Here is a 16,973-nt window from a genome sequence, read left to right as displayed (position 1 = left end):
GTGGTCTTTTCTATTTGGAGGCAAGTAATGGCTGCAGACAGCTTAGGAAATGATGTAACCGCCGTAGGTGTACCGGTCACCGGACACATTGGCATCGCACCGTTCGGCACGGCGATTCCGACGCCGGTGGCCGGCGCCTCGCGGTCCCTGGCACTCGCGGTGACCTATAAGCTTCCCGGTCTCCTGACGGAGGACGGCGGCTTTGAGTGGTCCATGGAGGCGGACGGCGATCCGATCGAGTTCTGGCAGGAAGGCTTCTCTCTCCCGTCGGGCCTGGCCAACGTGGAGCTGAAGGTCAAGTTCGCGCAGACCGATGAGATTGTGCGCTCCATCATCCGCGGCAAGACCGCCGACGTGAACGGATACATCACGATCGACGGCGGCGGCACCAGCGCCAAGTACGTCATCTTCACGGAAGAAATCTTCAAGAACGGGATGATCCGGCGCCGCGTAGCAGCGAACGCCACGGTCGCATCGGTCGCTGAGGACAAGTCCGAGCGCGGCAACGTCCTGGGCTACGAGGTCACCTTCAAGATCGACCGCTCCCCCGGACTGGAGAACAACCACATCGGTGAATGGCTGATCCCGGCGGAGACGACGGTGACGACCATCCCGACGATCACCGCCGTTGAAGGTTCCCCGGATCCGGCTGGCGCCGGCGAACTAGTGTCCATCACTGGTACAGCGTTCGCTACCGCAACAGCGGTCACGTTCGGCGGAACCGCAGCTACTGACTTCGACATCGTTTCTGCCACGCAGATCGACGCGGTCCTGCCTGCGGGTGCGGCCGGCGTCGCAAGCGTCGTCGTCACCAACCCTGTGGGCCCGTCCGCACCGTTCTCCTACACGCGCGACGTCTAGTCGCCCTAACACCTGCTGCCCCGCGCCTCTTGATGGGTGAGCGCGGGGCAGCAGCTCCACCCATCACCACCCGTCAGAAGAGAGACAAGCCATGACCACGGAAGCTCCTGAAGCAGCCGAACCCAGCACGAAAAAGCCGGCCGCCCCTCGCGCGCGCAAGCCAGTTGCAGCCAAGAGCGCAGCGCCGAAGTCGGCGCCTGAGCCCGGACCGAAGCCCCGCAGCCTCATCGTGGAGAACACGCTGAAGTGCCAGACGAACGTCGACGGCGAAATCTCGCTGAGCCTACTGGTCCCATACAGCAAGATGAAGGTCCTCCTCAAAGTTGAGGACGCCGGCATTCCTGAAGAAGAGATCGTGGATTACATCCTGGAGCAGATCATGACTCCGGAGGATGCCGAGACGCTCACCGGCCTCCAGGACGGGGCAGACACTCTCCTCTTCGCTATGGAGTGGATGCAGGCCGTCGGCGAGAAGCTGGGCGCCTCCGTGGGAAAATCCGGTCCTTCCTCGAGCTAGTAGAGGACCACTGGCCGGCAGTCCGCTACGACTTCCGGAAGAGGTTCCAGCTCAGCGCCGACGAAATGGGCTTGAGCTACAGCTACGAGGAAGCGGCGGACCTAATTGAGGGTCTGACCCAGGAACTTGATTCGCACCTCACGGCGTCAATCCTTGGCTGGAAGTACGCGGCGAGCAGGCAGGAAATTTATGCGGCCGGCACGTTTGCCCGCGTGGTGAACGCGACCCGCGGCAAGGGTGACAAGCCGATTCAGATTGATCTGCCGTGGGACACCGCGCCCAAGGCCGCGGACGTCACGCCTGAAGAGCGAGAAACTCTGGCCAAGCAGCTGAGGGCAATGAGCGCCTTCGGGCAACTACGAACGGAGACGCCCGATGGCTGATGAAGTCGGTTCCGGCCAGGTAGCGATCGAGCCAGTATTCACAGGCTTCCGCAGCAAGGTCTCCAACGAGGTTGAGACGTCCGGCCGTGAAGGCGGCCGGACGTTTGGCCAGGCGTTCCGGGGCGCCCTCGTAGGCCTCGGCACCCTGATCGGACTCGATAAGCTCAAGGACAGCTTCCTGGAGGGCGTCCAAGGGGCAGGAAATCTTGAGCAGTCCATCGGCGGCGTCCAAGCCGTATTCAAGGACGCCTCAGCCACGGTGTTCGGCTACGCAGCGAACGCAAAAACGGCTCTCGGCCTGACGAAAAACGAGTACCAGGAACTCGGCACCGTAATCGGCTCCCAGCTGAAAAACGGCGGCATCGCCATGGACCAGCTGGCACCCAAAACGAACGAGCTGATCACCCTGGGTGGAGATCTTTCCGCCCAGTTCGGCGGCTCCACAAAGGATGCCGTCGATTCCCTATCAAGCGCCCTCAAGGGCGAACGAGATCCCATCGAGAAGTACGGCGTCAGTCTGAACCAGGCGAAGATCGATGCTGAAGCGGCTGCGCTGGGCTTTTCCAAGGTCGGCGGAAGCTTCGACACCCAGGCGCAGCAGGCCGCAACTCTCTCGCTGATCATGAAGCAGACCGCCGACGCCCAGGGCGCAGCTGCACGCGAAACGACCAGCTTCAACTCCCGTCAAGCCACCTTCAACGCCATCGTCAAGGAAGGCAAAGCGGCAGTAGCTGGAGCCTTCCTCCCAGCACTTTCCTCGCTGTATGGCTTCATGAACGACCGGCTGCCAGCCGCCTTCGCTAAGTCGGAGGAACGAGCCAAAGTATTCGCCATCACCCTGACGACCTTCCTCGCACGGCTCTCCGCATTCCAGGCCGGAATAGCGTCCGGAGCCCTGACTCCGGATCTCGTCAAAGCGCTCGGGCTCGACCCATCCAACGGCATCGGAAAGCTACTCGGCGAAGCCATCGGCGGCATCCGCGCCTTCCAAGCAGCCTTCTCGGCGGCCGACGGCGATATCACCTCGTCCGGGTTCGCTGGCTTCATGGAGCGCTTCGGATACGGCACGCGCGTTGCGCTGGATGAAGCCCGAGGAGGCTTCCTAGCCTTCAAAGCCGCCTTCGTAGCGGCCGACGGCGACATCACGTCCTCCGGGTTCCCTGGCTTCATGGAGGAAGTCGGATACCGTGTCCGGCTCGCCTATGATGCCATCAAACAGGCCATCAGTACCGGCGATTTCTCACAGATGGGCTCAGTGTGGGAGGCCTTCCTGGCCGTGGCCCGTCCTGCCGGGCCTATCCTCGTCGAGGTCGGCAAGGCCGTCGGCGACATGTCCACCGAAATCGGCAAGCTGATCGCCGGGGCACTCCCGCTCCTGAAGCCGCTCCTCGAGGGTGCTGCTGGCACTATGCAGTTTCTCGCTGACAACACCGGAATCCTGACCGCAGCGATAATCGCGCTCGCGGCGGGAATGGTGATCTGGCGGCTCGCCCAGATCGCAGGGAACATCGCGGCTCTGGCGTCCGTGCCAGTGGCTGCAGCTCAGGCCGCGTCGAACTTCGCCCTGGCAGCAGCAATCCGTGGACAGACCGCAGCGACGGTCACGGACACGGTTGCCACCACGGCGGGCACAGGCTCGCGTCTCGCAGCCATCGGATCCATGGTGGCTACCGGCGCCGCCATGGTGGCCGCTAAAGCCGCCCAGCTCGCAGGGGCGGCCGCCACGGGTATTGCTACAGCGGCACAGTGGGCCTGGAACGCGGCGATGAGCGCCAACCCCATCGGGATTGTGATCCTGGCGATTGTTGCCCTGGTCGCGGGACTGGTCTGGTTCTTCACTCAGACGGAGCTCGGGCGCCAGATCTTCCAGTCGGTGTTCTCGTTCATCCAGGACACCGTGAACAACGTGATCCGCTGGTTTACCGGAACCTTGGTTCCAACCTTCCAGCGCGTCTGGTCCAGCGTCCAGGACGGGCTTGGCCGGGTCGGAAGCTTCTTTTCCGACACCTGGTCAAACGTGGTCAGCGGAGTCGGCGGATTTATCGGAAATATCGTCCGGTTCTTCGTCGATTTACCCGGAAATATCATGTCGGCCCTTGGCAATCTGGGCTCATTCCTGCTGAATGCGGGACAGGCCCTGATCCAAGGCTTCATTGACGGTATTTCCGGCATGGTCGGGGCGATAGGTGACGCGGTGGGTGGAGTGCTGGACTTCGCGAAGTCGTTCTTCCCGCACTCGCCGGCTAAGCGGGGACCGTTCAGTGGCAAGGGCTATACGTCGTTCTCGGGGCAGGCCTTGGCTAAGGACTTCGCTGGCGGTATCGATTCTGAGCAGCGCGCGGTGGCAGCAGCAGCGCAACGGCTGATGTCCAGTGCGTCGCTCAGCGTCAATGGCGGTCAAGGGTCGAATGCGGCCACGGCCGGCAGGGATGCCGGGGCGGCCGCGGCTGCAGCTGGCTCGATCGTGAACTTCAACGGCCCGGTGTACGGCAACCCGGATCACATTGTTGACGCGATGGATGCGAAGAAGCGGCGGGCCTCTACCCGCAGCAATCTCAAATTGATTACAGCGGGAGGGTAGGCCGTGGCCATTGGTTATGCAGTACCAGCACCATCCGCGCCGGTCCCGGCCGCTTTGTGGGTCAAGACGGGGATGACGTGGACGGGGCATGACGGCTCCGCTTGGGACCTCACGGACCCGAACGGGGGCGTCTGCCTGCTGCGCGACGGGGTCGAGGGTTTGCATTTCCCGAAGTTCACGCAGTGGGTCCGGAAGAGCCCGGCTGTCCCTGGGCAGGTTTTCACGGGTGCTGTCGCGGAGGAACGGAACGTTGTTCTGCCACTGGCTGTGTTCGAGGACGCCAGTTCGAAGGCGTGGATTGAGCATGACCGGAGGTTCTGGAAGTCGATGCATCCGCGCCGGCACGGGACGCTCACGGTCAGCCCGGGCGGGACGGGTGCCAAGCGGTCCATAAAGCTCCGGTTCGTCCCGGAGGACCACGCGTACGACACGGACCCGGCGATGCGCCGCTGGGCCGCGTACGTGGCGCTCATGGTCGCTGACCAGCCGTTTTGGACTGGGACTACGGTCCGGGCCGCATGGGGCACCGGGGCGTCGCAGGAGTTCTACGAGACGGTGGGCCCGCAGCTGGTGAACATCATGACCGGGCACACCATGGCGGACGCTGAGGTGACGAACGACGGCGACGAGGACGCATGGCCGGTGTGGACAGTCATTGGTCCTTCCACCGCAGCGCACGCTGGCGTGGGTGCCGACGTCGTCGAAGTCCCGTTCGTGGTGGCGACTGGCAAAGCGGTCGTGATCGACACGGATCCCAGGGTGCGGACCGCGCTGGAGTGCGATTACACGCCGGCGACGGGCAACACCCCGGCGCTGTTCACGAACCCTGTTGACCGGACAGCGGATCTGACGGGCGCCGTGGACTGGGCGCGGATCCCGGCGGGCCAGACGTCCCCAGTCAACATCAGCATCACGGGAGGCGGGGCAATGATGGTCGAGCTCACTCCCCTGTATTGGAGGGCATGGTGACTGACGAAGAATCACCGTTCGTCATCACCCTCTACAACAAGGGTTTTGTCCGGCAGGGCTGGCTCGGGGACCCCGAAGAGGTGGTGGCCGTCCCGGTGCATAACGGCATCGGCGACGTCACCATCACAGTGGGGTCAGGCAACGCGAAGCTGCCGCTGCTCATGGAGCGCGGCGCCCGCGTCACCGTCGAGTACCAGGGCGAGTACCTGATCGGCGGCAAGGTCCGGATGAAGAAGGGATCAGGTCCTTCGCTGAACGGGTCCATGACATTCACGGTGGTGGACGATTGGCGTCTGTTCCACCGCATCAGCGGCTGGCCAGTTCCAACAGCTGCGCTCACCGCCCAGACCAGCGAATATCACACCATCAGCGGCCCGGCCGAGACAGTAGTCAAGGCAGCCGTCACCGCCAACGCCATCAACCGCCTGGGCGAACCCGTCACCGTCGGCCCGGACCTCGGCCGAGGCGCCAACATCACCGCAGCCTTCCGCTTCCACCCCCTCGCCGACAGGCTCTTCCCCGCCGTCGATGCCGCTGGCATCGGAGTCACCGTCCGCCAAGTCGGCGCCGGCCTCGTCGTGGACTGCTACGAACCTCAACCGCACCCACGCACCCTCACAGAAGCAGGCGGCGTCGTCACCGAATGGGAATGGGACCAGGCCGAAGCAGAAGCTACCGACGTCATAATCGGCGGCCATGGCGAAGGCACTCTCCGAACCTTCGTCGGCTACACAGACCCGGCGCTCGCCGCGGCCTTGGGTGAGCGGATCGAGGTGTTCCGCGACGCTAGGGATTCCGGCGTCGGCGACGTCTACGGAGAGCGCGCGGCCGAGACGTTCGCGGAGACGGCTCAGAAGTCGGGCCTGTCGGTGAAGCTCGCCGAGACGTCCGTGTTCCGGTATGGCGGCACGGGCGGTGTGCGGGTGGGTGATCTGGTCACCTTTGAAGTTGGGGCAGGCATCACCATCACGGACACGCTGCGTTCGGTGGCGATCTCGTGGACTCGGGCTAACGGCCTCAAGGTGGACCCTGCTATCGGCCAGATCAGCGACAACACAGACCATGAACTAGCCAACGCGATTGCCACCCTCGGGTCGGCCGTCCGAGATCTCAGAAGGAAGTAACCAGTGGCTATTCTCAGCACGTTCTACGACTCCAGTGCGGGCACGCCTGCGTCCCTGGTCACGGAGGTCAAGTGGGCGAAGGCCCACCCGCATATTGGTTCATCCGAGTACGGCGTCGACGGCCCGGGCGATTTCAAGGTCACCGCGCACCCGTCCACGCCTTACGCGGTGAACGTCGCCGCCGGCAAGGCGTGGGGGCACGGCGTGTTGGACGAGTCCGACGACGTTGTAACGGTCGTGTGCGACGCTCCCGCTGCCGGGGTGACCAGGTGGGACCTGATCACCGTCCGCCGCGACTGGACTCCCCTGGCGGGCGGCCCGACGTCGGTCACGAAGGTTGCCGGCGGCGTGGAGAAGGCGCTCCCGGCGGCGCGCGAGAACACTCCCGGAACGTTGGATGACCAGCCGCTCTACCTGGCCAAGTGGGTGGGCGGGCAGACCCAGCCGCAGGAGCTCGTGGACCTGCGCTGCTGGGCTGGTAACGGTGGCATGTACGCAAAAGATGAGCTGGTCCTCACCTACCTGACGCGGATCGGTTCCGAGATCAATATCAACGCTGTGTTGTGGCGGCTGGTGATCGGGCCGCTCGACACCTTGAGTTGGATCAAGACAGGTGAGCTTGGCAAGATCCCGCTCTTCGGCGCCGGGGGCAAACTGAACGGTGGGGTGCCGCCCAACGGTGGCGACTTCCTCATACAGGCAGGCTCGGTTGTCTCCGTGACGGACAACTCCGGTTATGCCAGATTCTCCTGGCCTAAGCCGTTCCCGAATGGGCTGCTTTCCGTAACCCTCACAAACGGTGACGATTGGGCTCCCGGTCGCATCGTGTTCATGAGCGTCGCCGGCCGCGAGAACTTCTGGGGGCCCGCTGGTATCGGTGACAAGACGGAAGTCGTCTACGTCCTGGAGGGCATCAACAGTCAGAACGTTTGGGGCAAGATCGGCAACACCTTGCACAGGGTCAACTTCGTCGCTATCGGGTGGTGACCACCAGTGACGCCATGAGGGAGGACTAGACGTGTGGATGCTGGAGTTATCACCGCCTCAACAGGATTTGTTGGGGCGGTCGTGGCGCTTCTGGGTGCACTCGGTGGGGGCATGGCGTTCCTCATTCGGAGGGCAGACAAGAAGCGCGAGACGGGTGAAGCCATGATGGCGGAGCACTTCAAGGAGCAGCTGCGTAAGGCCGAGCAGAAGAACCGGTGGCTGAATCTGGCGCTGGAGATCAAGACGGCTGACGGCAACGCGTGGCGGGAGCAGCTGCTCCGCCATGACATCGAACCGGAGCCGGATAAGTGGACGGCCATCCCTAAGTTGGAGGACGCATGAGCGAGGAGCTGGAGAAAGAAACAGCAGACCTTGAGCAAAAGGTGAATGAGGCCAGGATCCGGGACCAGCGGCAGAAGTGGTGGTTATTCGGGCTGGCCATGCTGTTGGCTATCTCGGTGGCCATCATTGTGCCGCTGCTGAACATCGCACTGCATCAAGTGGATGTGTCCGGCGCCCAGGTGGTCACCGAGCAGGCCGAAAAGAAGGACCTGGCGAAAGAAGCGCAGCAGGCGTTGTGCGGGACCAAGGACACTGAGATATTCGACAAGGATCTCTGCGAGAAACTGGCCACCGCAGCCCAGGAGCCAGTACAGCAGCCGGCAGAACCACCGGTCGTGCTCGGCCCGTCGCGCGCCGATCTCGTGCAGGCCTTCCGGGTCTACTGCGCAGAAGGCGACAACTGCCGGGGCGCCGACGGCGCGGACCCCACCGCCGATGACATTGCCGCGGCATTCGTCCGGTTCTGCTCGGATGGCCGATGCACCGGGCCGGCCGGGGAGGACGGCAAACCTCTCGCACCCCAGTACGAGATGGTACTGGCCGCTGTCACGGACTACTGCTCCGCGGGCGCCTGCATAGGCGCCACCGGTCCCGGGCCCAGCTCTGAGATGGTCCTCGCCGCAGTCCAGACCGCCTGTGCCAACGATGCGTGCCGTGGTCCTGCAGGGCCGGAAGGTCCCGGCGGGCCCAAGGGCGAACCGGGGCGCGGCATTGCCGATACGTTCTGCCAGGACAACGGCCTCTGGCGGATCACGTACACCGACGGTCAGGTAGACGACGACGGCGGCCGCTGCCGATCCGACGCGGGCCTCGTCACGCCGTCGCCCATTCCAAGCCTGAACCTCTAGCGAGCCCAACCCATCAAGGCCCCGCACCCCGGGGCCATTTTTATGCCCAGAAACAGGAGCGCAGCATGGCCACCTACACCCATCCGCTTGACCCCGGCTTCACCATCACCCAGTTCTTTGCGACGTTCCCGGGAGGCTTCAACCCGGCCGGCGGCCACACAGGAGAGGACGACGGCGTTGGGGTGGGCACTCCCGTCCGCGCACCTGGTGACGGGTGGATCGAGTTTGAGGGCTGGGCTAAGCCCGGCAACCCATGGCTGCTGGTCCCGGACATGGCGGGCGTCGTCTGCGTCGTGAACTGCGGCGAGGAAGAGCCAACGTTCATCAAGGGGCATCTCGTCCGCACCGTGGTGAACCAGGGGCAGTGGGTCAAGCGCGGCGAGATCATCGCCTACTCCGGTGACACGCGGTCCCAGTCCGGGGCCAAGTTCGCCCCGCACCTCCACTGGGAATGCATGCCCCCGCGCTGGAACATCAACAACGGCACCTACGGCCGTGTCGACCCCTACCGCTACGTCAAGGGCCACTTCAGCGCCACCCCCGACGCCACCCAGCTCGAACCCACCAAGCCCAATCACCGCAAGAACGGCCCGCAGGTCAGCTTCCAGCGCTCGCGGCCTGAGCTCGGCGGCCCTGAGACGATCGTGCGGGAGATCCCGCCGAACAACCTTGAGGTGTTCACCGGCTGGACCGAAGGCCAGGAGATCACCCAAGCCGGGATCACCGACAACCGCTGGTACGTCGATGACATCGGCTACTCCTGGTTCGGTAACTTCCTGGTCCGGTCCACTGATGGGCTGACGGATCTGACCCCACGCGTGGAGCTGCCTACGAACGCCCGGCTTGCTGGCCCACTCGGCGCCAACATCCGCCGGGAAGCAGCCGCCGCCGCGGACATTGTGGATGCCGTGGGAGGTGGCCTGGCGCAGGTTGTCCTGGCATACGTCCATGGCGAGCCTGTCACCGGCACCGACGGCGTGGCCAACGATGTGTGGTTCGTCCTGGATAAGGGTTTCGCCTGGTCTGGCGGATTCGAGTCCCAAAGCGTCGTCGGTCTCGCGGATCTGACCATCGTGCCGCCAATGCCCGCCCCACCGGTGGAGTCCCCCGTGGTTCCAGCGTTCGCGTTCCTGAACGGCATCGACGTCGCCTCCTACCAGGAAGCCGCGGCCCTCAACACGCTGGCCGTTGATTTCTACATCATCAAGGCCACCGAGGGCGGTGGCGGCTGGGCAGACAAGGCCCTCGCGTCCAACCTGGCCGAGGCGCGACTGACGGGCCGGCCTGTGGGCTTCTACCACTACGCTCGGCCGCTGGCCGACACCGGCAACACGGCGCGGGCTGAGGCTGAGTCCTTTCTCGCTGCGGTCAAGCCGCACCTGGTGGCCGGAGACCGGGTGTTCCTGGACTGGGAGGCCGAGAACCAGCACCGCACGGACTGGGCGCTGGAATGGCTGGACATCGTGGCGGAAGCGACGAAGTCCACGCCGGCCATCTACCTCAACGCCGCTGCCATCAACGGCCCCAGGGATAACCCGCACGACTGGTCAAGCGTGGAAGCCAAGTACCCGCTCTGGTACGCCGGCGGCAAGCACTACGACGAGCAGACAGGATTCACTCCGCTCGCCGTCGAACTCACCCAGGTTGGATGGGCTGCCGGCGTCATCATGTGGCAGTACACGGCCAAGGGCCGCCTGAACGGCTACGACGGCGATCTTGATCTGAACGTCTGGTACGGCACCGCCCAGGACTGGCTCGACGGCGGCGCGAAAGCCCCGCTGCACGAGCCGGCCCCGAACCCGCCAGTAGTCACTCCGCCGCCGCCGGCCACGGACGACGAGGCGGACCTCCTGGGCCGCTTCACAGAGTTCCTCGGCAAGAAGTGGATCGCCGAGTTCCTCAACCGCGAAAACAACTAGAGGGGACCATCACCGTGGGGGACCATGAAGCCCAGCCCGAAACCGCCAGGAATCCGTGGTGGGCGCTGCACGTCGACGCGCTCACCCGCGCATGGCGCACCCTGTACACCGGATTCATCCTCGACGCCCTTGTACTGATCGGCGGCGGGATCTCCAACCTGCTGAGCGCTCACGAGGTAACCACCGAGGCGTTTTGGATCGCACTGCTGATCCTGGTCACTAAGTCGTTCCTGACCGCACTCGGCTCCTACCTGCTGCGGCTCAAAGTCACACCGAAGAACATTCAGAAAGAGGGGCAGCCCGCATGACTGACTACCCATTCAAAGTAGAGATCGTCGTGGACCCGGACAACCCCATGAACGTAGTCCAGAACGGCGCCGTGTTCCTTTACGATCCCTCGGACGAGGCGGGGGTTTCCCCGATCGTGCTGAAGGATCTGTCCGGGTTGCCGATGACGAACCCGCTGACGTCCAACGCCGTTGGAGCCCTCAGCCCGTTCGTGGCGACCATCCCCCAGGTGAAGTGGAAGTCCGGGCCCTGGACGGGGTCCTTCGAGTCCTTCGACGGCCTACGAAACGAAGCTGTCGCTGCCCGGGCCGCTGCGGAGATCGCCCAGGCTGCTGCCACGGCGGCCGGGGCAGACGCTGCGGCTGCTGTCGCGGCCGCGCTCGCCGGAGCAGTCGCTGATGCAGCGGAGTCCGCCGTCGACGCCGCTGCAGCACAAGCATCAGCCGCGGCCGCCCAGGTCAGCGCGGCCGCAGCTGCCGCAACTGCTGCCGGCGGCGGAATGGCCATCCATCCAACAGACCCGGACATCCTCATCATCAGTACCAAGCTGGACGGCACCGTGGCTGTGAAGCCCACGGATTCCGACGTCCTGACCATCACTACCTAAGGAGCAGCCCAGCATGGCAACTCGCGATGTACCCACGCTCGACGGCTCCGGCCGCATGTTCGAAAAGCACGTCCCCGCCTACCTCACCCAAGCGGCACAGTCTGCCGCTTACCTACCCAAGTGGAAAGCCACCACGGCGTACCTCGCGGGCGACAAAGTTCTCAACCCGACCGGGGATGTCGTGTCCGCGAAGGTGGACTTCACGTCGGGGGCGAGCTACAGCTCAGCCAACTGGGACCTCTCCACCACCTACACCACACCCACCCAAGCAGCCGGGCTCTCCGCTGCTCTTTCCATCGTCTTCGGAGGCTAAATCATGGCTGGTCAGAACGTCATCGTCGCATTGTCCATTTCCCCGCAGGTGCTTGTCTCGCAGCAGCTCGGAACTGCCGACGCCGCCATTTACACGGTTCCGGCATCAACGTCCGTGAAGGTCGCACAGGGTTCCATCTGCAACGTCAGTGGTCTGATCCTGCCGCCCGTCCTTACACTTGGGGCGACCTCCACGACGGGTGGCTCACTCGTGGCAGGATCGTGGTACTGGAAGGTAACCGCGAAGTCCGCGAGCGGTGAAACTCTCGGCTCCAACGAAGTGACCGCCACGACCACGGGCTCATCTTCCAGCCAGCCGCTATCTTGGACGGCAACCCCCGGCGCCGCGTCCTACAACGTCTACCGCGGCACTACGGCGGGTGGACAAAACGCGCTCGTAACCAACGTGACGACAACCAGCTTCACAGACGTTGGCGCGGCAGGAACAGCGCTCACCGTGCCAACGGTCAGCACCTACGCCACGCCCGTCACCGTGTACCTGTCCATCGTGCAGACAGGGGGGGCTGTGGACGGCACCCACCGCGTCATCCACGCCTACACCCTAGCCGCGAATGACACGCTGCCACTGAAAGACCTCATCGGCGGCGCGATGCTCGGACCCGGCGACAGGATCGCCGGATACTCCGGCACCGCAACGGCCGTGGACATCGTAGTGACAGGAACGGTGCACGCATGAGCCGGTCACTGAAGCAGTCAGGCACACTGAATGTAGCGCCGGAAACTAACGCGTTTCTCGCAGGCCCGGCCCGCGCCGCCGCCCCAACTATCGCCGGGGCAACCAAGTCCTACAACCCGTCCCTGTTCGCCTACAACCTGAAGGCGTCGAACACCAGGAAGCTCAGGGCCGGGCTGGCGGCTGGCATCCTCGGCACGGATCAAACAAGGATTGCCATGTGCGGCGATTCCACGACGGCGGGCTACACTGCCACGGCCCGCCCCGCAAAAACCAGGCCGGTGCAGTTCAGTAATGCGCTCGTGGCGGCGGGATACAGTGTGGGCGGCGTGCTTCAGCCGCTCAATGAAAGCTCGGACTCGCGCTGGACTTATCCTTCGGGGACATGGTCGCAGTTCAACCCGCTGTCCCTGCTCCGATCCTCCGGCTCTATCGGCGGGCAAGCAGTGTTTACTTCAAATGTTGCCGGAACCGTTGCGGAAGTCGTCTACGGCGACAACTTCGGAGCGTTTACTGTCTCCATTGATGGTGGCACAGCAGTGCAAGTCACCAGCACTGGCGCAAGTGCCCTGGCAACATATCGGGTAACTGGTCTGGCGAACACCACGCATACCATTACGATCACCGTCACCACGGCGACTGTATATCTTCAATATGCAGGCGTCAGGCAAGCCAATGGTGGGATAGTCGTGGCGAACTTCGGGATCACCAGCTCCAAAGGAGCCGACTGGGATGACGGGCCTTTCTACGCCCCGAAGTCGGTAATCGCAGCATGGAACCCCCACGTCTCGATCCTTTGCCTGGAAATCAACGACAGCGCCCAAGCCACGGTTATGTCGTCATACAGGACGCAGATTGAGGCTGTGATCACAACTCTGAAGGCTGTAGGTGACGTTATCCTCTGCACCTCGAACCCGTTCAGCGCGGGCGGCGGGCCGATGTCTATGTATACGAAAACGCTCTACGAACTGGCGGACACCAACGATCTGGGCCTCATCGACATCACCAGCATGTACGGCGGGACCTACGCTGCCGCAACAGCGGCGGGGCTGATGTATGACACGCTGCACCCAAATGATGCGGGCTACGCGCTGGACGGTGCCGGGATCGCTAAAGCCGTCCTCGCGGTGGTAGACAACCCGGCAAGCGTTTAACTACTTGATGGCGTTCTGCCATTCGCGCTCTTTTCGGGATTCCTCCGGGCTCAGCCCGGAGGGCTTCCGATTCGCCCGCGTGGCGTACGCGCTAAAGGCAATGACAGCCCCAATAACAAGGGCGCAGATCGGTAGGGCAATGGTTTCCATGCCCAGAGTCTAACCGCTACACAAGACCGGTTCAGTTCCCAAACGGAAACGCCCCGTTCCCTGCCTCATGGGGCGTGTGTCGGGCGTGGCCAGAACACCGCGACCGCTAGGAAGAAGACGGCAGCCGGGACTGCACCGCTTGAGTCTGACGGACCACGTAACGGCGGACGGTGGCCGTGTGACGTTCAGTCACCTGGGCAAACAGCCAAGCTGCAGCAACGATGCCCCCGATAATTGCAAGCATGTAGATCCAATGAACCGCATCAGAAGGCCATCGGCTGTCCACCTGTACCCCGAGTGCGGACACTACAAGAAAGGCAATAGGAAGGTGGATTGCGTAAAGCGAGTAGGAGCTATGAGCGAGGGAAGATAATCGCGTCAGCACCCGCGAGAAGCCGCCCGAGCCGAGAAGCCCAGTGAGCAAGGTTGCGATGAATGCCGCTGCAGCGACCGCAACAATAAGGTCGCCGACTACTTCTGGGAGGGAATTCAGCCCGCGGACGACCATGCACATCATGAGGGTGAGGCCACCCGTGAGCACTCGAGCCGCAGCAACTTTCCGGACTGACCACGAATTCAGGACCTTGATCAGGCGCGGAGCGAAGGCCGCCACGACAGCCCCGAGCGCCCACAGGGGCACATACGACAGGGCCCGAGGGCCGATCAGCACAGCCACGGCAACAGCGCCGGTCGCGTAAATCAAGGCGTACTTGGATCGCGTCCAGAAATACACCCCGAAGAGAACCAAAGGGGCCAGCACATACATCCAGAATTCGAACGACAACGACCACAACGCCGTGTTCGTCCCATAGGTAGGCACCTTGATCGCCATCAAGAACACAGCGTTACCCAAGAACGTGCCAGCATCGATGGGCCGCTGATCCAAGGCAACTCCCCCGTACCTCAGATCTCCCCGGTACGTGCTCATATCGCCGAAGTAATGCCGCCCAACGAGGTCGAAGGCCATGGTCAGGACCAATGCCGGCACGAGCACGATGCCCAGTCGAGTGACTCTGTTCGTCAAGTACCCGCTCCAGTGAAAAGAGTCGCGCTTCACACTGCGGATCAAGCTGCCACCCACCCAAAAACCGCTGAGAACGAAGAAGATGACGACGGCCTGGTGGCCGAGGGCTGATACTCCGTAAAGCACCGTCTGCAATGGGTTGTGAGCGACGTCGTCGAAGTCCACCATCACGAGAGTTCGGACGTGCTGTAAGACCACAGCCAGGGCCGCAACGGCCCTCAGCACGTCAAGCGGCACGTTCACGCCGTCGAGACCGGCTTGCTCAGCCTTCGATACGGTTGCGGTTTCAACCACGGTTCCCCCATGTTCAAAGAAGATTGCATTTGCTCAAGAGACCGACGACTAAGGCCGGGGTCAGCCCATCATATGCGGCCCACGAGACCCGGTGAGTGCCCTTTTCCATTCGGTCTAACGCGGCGACCATAGACTTCTCGCATGACTCAGCTATTTGTGGATTGCCCGACACATGGGACCGTAATGACGAGCAGCCTCGTGGAAGTAGGCCCAGGGGCCGATGTAACCATCAGTGGCACGCTCACACCATGCCCTTTGTGTGGGTCTGCCGGCGCGATCATCAACGGGAACTACCAGACCAAACTCGACGGTACCGCGGCTGTCTCACTATCACCGACCCCCGCGCAACTCATCCGGCTGCACACAGCGCTGGCTTGGGCTCAGCGAGCGTTGAACGAGAATGAGGCCGACCCGGCAGCCGTTGAGCGCAAGATTCGAAAGACCGTAGAGCGGGAGGCCCCGGGGCTTGCTTCTATGGTCGATTCCGCTCTGGGCACGAAGAGTGCAACGTTGGCTGCGTGGATCGCAATTCTGTTGACGCTCCTGACCACCATTATCGGGAGTCAGGCGAAGGAGATTTACCCTGAGGACGTGGCCAGGATCGTGGAGCAGATCCAGAGTGACCAGCCAGACGACGGTGTTTCTGGGAGCCAATAAGACCGGTTTTGTTCACTAACCGAAGAAACCCCGCCATCTTCAGATGGCGGGGTTTCTTCGTCGTCCGGTTAGGTATCAAACCTGCGGGGCCGGAACTATCTGCTGAACCTGCTTCAAGAATCGCCGGCCTAGGTGATTCTCGATCAATTTCACGGCGCCGCTCATGGAGAGCGTGTGTGATACCGCGTGAAAAACGGACAACACGGCATCCTGCAGAGCAGCATCGTCTTCCAGGTTCTCAATTTTGAGATGAGGGAGTTCCGCACGCAGCTGATCCCGAGCAATGCCTCGGCTGTGCGAGATATGCCTGGCTGTATCCGCAAAAAAGTCCGCCGCTTCGTCGGCCTTGGCTTCGGCATCAGGCATGCCCTTGAACATGTAGACCTTTAGCCAGTCGCGGACCAGCGTTTTCGAAAGTTTGTCTGCGTCCGCGCATATCTCCAGCAGCCCAGGGAAATACTGCTGCAACGTCGGGACCCACGCGCTGAGCTTCGAAGGGTCGACTGCGCACTCCTCCTGGGCAGTTTTGAACTGACGGAGGATTGATGCAGCCGGGACCATGTAGCCCTGCGGGTTTGCGAGCTGCGGGTCAATGGGTCCGAGTTGGGAGTGCTTGCCCATCAGTATCGAGTCAGCGGAAAGCGCCCACATCGTTGCCGCAGACATGGCAGCCAAAGGAACAATAACCCGAACGTCTCCGAATTTGCTCCGCATATATTGGACGATGCTCGCCGCGGCATTCGGATCCCCGCCAGGGCTGTGCAAAATGAGATCCAGGCCTGCCGACTGGTCCAATCCACGGAACACTTCCATTAGGCCCTGCATGTCTTGCAACTGGATCGACCCTAGCTGGGCGGGTCCCTTCGGTTCCATCCAGTCCGTGGCGTAAACAACAACGTTTCGCCCCGTGATCGCCTGCAAGGCACTTAGATGGTCCTGACGTATTCCATCCAAGTCAGGGTGTCCGCCTCGGGCAACTGCGCTTAGTTCGATCTCTTTTAGAATTTCCCCCCAACTAGGCATATCTATCCGCGAGTAGTCGCCGCAAAGGAGACAGCCGGCCGCTGTGCCATCAGCATGGGTACCAGCGGAGCGGATGCGTGAAAGACGCGCATGGCTTCGGTAACCGCAGTGTTAACTCCGGCCTCACGTAAGAGCTGCTGAAGCTGGGCGTCTGGTGATGATTCGAGTTTGGTAGTCATGGCGAGATTGTAGCGTCAAATGCTGGACATCCACATCTGGGATTACGACGACACGAAGGT

General features: G+C 62.9%; 20 protein-coding genes. 16 read left to right on the top strand and 4 right to left on the bottom strand.

Features of this window, described 5'->3' with window-relative positions; translation table 11 throughout:
* Window positions 1-27 precede the first annotated feature (27 nt).
* The 15 genes from ASG77_RS11490 to ASG77_RS11420 all read left to right on the top strand — a co-directional run bounded on the left by ASG77_RS11490 (window position 28) and on the right by ASG77_RS11420 (window position 13,586).
* The gene (locus tag ASG77_RS11490) at window positions 28-861 is read left to right on the top strand and encodes a phage tail tube protein (RefSeq protein WP_056345484.1); all 834 of its coding nucleotides are present in this window, start codon (window positions 28-30) and stop codon (window positions 859-861) included.
* 91 nt (window positions 862-952) lie between these two features.
* Window positions 953-1,378 (top strand): hypothetical protein, encoded by a 426-nt coding sequence (locus ASG77_RS11485; protein WP_056345481.1) that lies wholly within the window; start codon window positions 953-955, stop codon window positions 1,376-1,378.
* A gap of 71 nt (window positions 1,379-1,449) precedes the next feature.
* Window positions 1,450-1,761 (top strand): hypothetical protein, encoded by a 312-nt coding sequence (locus ASG77_RS11480; RefSeq protein ID WP_156380281.1) that lies wholly within the window; start codon window positions 1,450-1,452, stop codon window positions 1,759-1,761.
* Window positions 1,754-4,342, top strand: a complete 2,589-nt coding sequence (locus ASG77_RS11475; RefSeq protein WP_056345476.1) for a phage tail protein — start codon at window positions 1,754-1,756, stop codon at window positions 4,340-4,342. The genes ASG77_RS11480 and ASG77_RS11475 overlap by 8 nt, the downstream gene beginning before the upstream one ends.
* Window positions 4,343-4,345: 3 nt before the next feature.
* Entirely contained in the window at window positions 4,346-5,311 is a 966-nt protein-coding gene (locus ASG77_RS11470) for a hypothetical protein (RefSeq protein WP_156380280.1), read from the top strand.
* Window positions 5,308-6,435 carry a Gp37-like protein gene (locus ASG77_RS11465; RefSeq protein WP_162254934.1) on the top strand — a complete coding sequence of 376 codons (1,128 nt, stop codon included), beginning with the start codon at window positions 5,308-5,310 and terminating at the stop codon, window positions 6,433-6,435. The genes ASG77_RS11470 and ASG77_RS11465 overlap by 4 nt, the downstream gene beginning before the upstream one ends.
* Window positions 6,436-6,438: 3 nt before the next feature.
* Window positions 6,439-7,422 (top strand): hypothetical protein, encoded by a 984-nt coding sequence (locus tag ASG77_RS11460; RefSeq protein ID WP_056345468.1) that lies wholly within the window; start codon window positions 6,439-6,441, stop codon window positions 7,420-7,422.
* A gap of 33 nt (window positions 7,423-7,455) precedes the next feature.
* Complete coding sequence (locus ASG77_RS11455) at window positions 7,456-7,764, top strand: hypothetical protein (protein WP_156380279.1); 309 nt, start codon at window positions 7,456-7,458, stop codon at window positions 7,762-7,764.
* Complete coding sequence (locus ASG77_RS11450) at window positions 7,761-8,612, top strand: hypothetical protein (RefSeq protein WP_056345461.1); 852 nt, start codon at window positions 7,761-7,763, stop codon at window positions 8,610-8,612. The genes ASG77_RS11455 and ASG77_RS11450 overlap by 4 nt, the downstream gene beginning before the upstream one ends.
* Window positions 8,613-8,677: 65 nt before the next feature.
* Entirely contained in the window at window positions 8,678-10,531 is a 1,854-nt protein-coding gene (locus tag ASG77_RS11445) for a GH25 family lysozyme (RefSeq protein ID WP_056345459.1), read from the top strand.
* Window positions 10,532-10,545: 14 nt separating this feature from the next.
* On the top strand, window positions 10,546-10,839 hold the full coding sequence (locus ASG77_RS11440; protein ID WP_056345456.1) for a hypothetical protein: 294 nt from the start codon (window positions 10,546-10,548) through the stop codon (window positions 10,837-10,839).
* The gene (locus ASG77_RS21885; protein WP_156380278.1) at window positions 10,836-11,426 is read left to right on the top strand and encodes a hypothetical protein; all 591 of its coding nucleotides are present in this window, start codon (window positions 10,836-10,838) and stop codon (window positions 11,424-11,426) included. The genes ASG77_RS11440 and ASG77_RS21885 overlap by 4 nt, the downstream gene beginning before the upstream one ends.
* A gap of 13 nt (window positions 11,427-11,439) precedes the next feature.
* A complete protein-coding gene (locus ASG77_RS11430; RefSeq protein ID WP_056345453.1) occupies window positions 11,440-11,739 on the top strand; it encodes a hypothetical protein in 300 nt (99 codons plus the stop codon).
* Window positions 11,740-11,742: 3 nt separating this feature from the next.
* On the top strand, window positions 11,743-12,435 hold the full coding sequence (locus ASG77_RS11425) for a hypothetical protein (protein WP_056345450.1): 693 nt from the start codon (window positions 11,743-11,745) through the stop codon (window positions 12,433-12,435).
* A complete protein-coding gene (locus ASG77_RS11420) occupies window positions 12,432-13,586 on the top strand; it encodes an SGNH/GDSL hydrolase family protein (protein WP_056345447.1) in 1,155 nt (384 codons plus the stop codon). Before ASG77_RS11425 ends, ASG77_RS11420 begins: the two co-directional genes overlap by 4 nt.
* Here the strand turns inward: ASG77_RS11420 and ASG77_RS21880 are convergent, their stop codons facing one another.
* On the bottom strand, window positions 13,587-13,736 hold the full coding sequence (locus ASG77_RS21880) for a hypothetical protein (RefSeq protein ID WP_156380277.1): 150 nt from the start codon (window positions 13,734-13,736) through the stop codon (window positions 13,587-13,589).
* A 106-nt stretch (window positions 13,737-13,842) separates the two neighbouring features.
* The gene (locus ASG77_RS11415; protein ID WP_056345443.1) at window positions 13,843-15,054 is read right to left on the bottom strand and encodes an acyltransferase family protein; all 1,212 of its coding nucleotides are present in this window, start codon (window positions 15,052-15,054) and stop codon (window positions 13,843-13,845) included.
* A gap of 141 nt (window positions 15,055-15,195) precedes the next feature.
* On the opposite strand from ASG77_RS11415, the gene ASG77_RS11410 reads away from it, so the two are divergent.
* Window positions 15,196-15,711: a hypothetical protein gene (locus ASG77_RS11410; RefSeq protein WP_156380276.1), complete on the top strand. Its 516-nt coding sequence runs from the start codon at window positions 15,196-15,198 to the stop codon at window positions 15,709-15,711.
* Window positions 15,712-15,786: 75 nt separating this feature from the next.
* On the opposite strand, the gene ASG77_RS11405 is transcribed toward ASG77_RS11410, so the two are convergent.
* Entirely contained in the window at window positions 15,787-16,632 is an 846-nt protein-coding gene (locus tag ASG77_RS11405) for an SDH family Clp fold serine proteinase (protein WP_056345437.1), read from the bottom strand.
* Window positions 16,633-16,736: 104 nt separating this feature from the next.
* Window positions 16,737-16,913, bottom strand: coding sequence for a hypothetical protein (locus ASG77_RS21875; RefSeq protein ID WP_156380275.1), 177 nt, complete (start codon window positions 16,911-16,913; stop codon window positions 16,737-16,739).
* Window positions 16,914-16,973: the final 60 nt, after the last annotated feature.

The organism is Arthrobacter sp. Soil762, assembly GCF_001428335.1.
Lineage (GTDB): Bacteria > Actinomycetota > Actinomycetes > Actinomycetales > Micrococcaceae > Arthrobacter.
The sequence above is the reverse complement of the archived record's forward strand: the minus strand, read 5'-3'. Positions and strand labels throughout refer to the sequence as shown.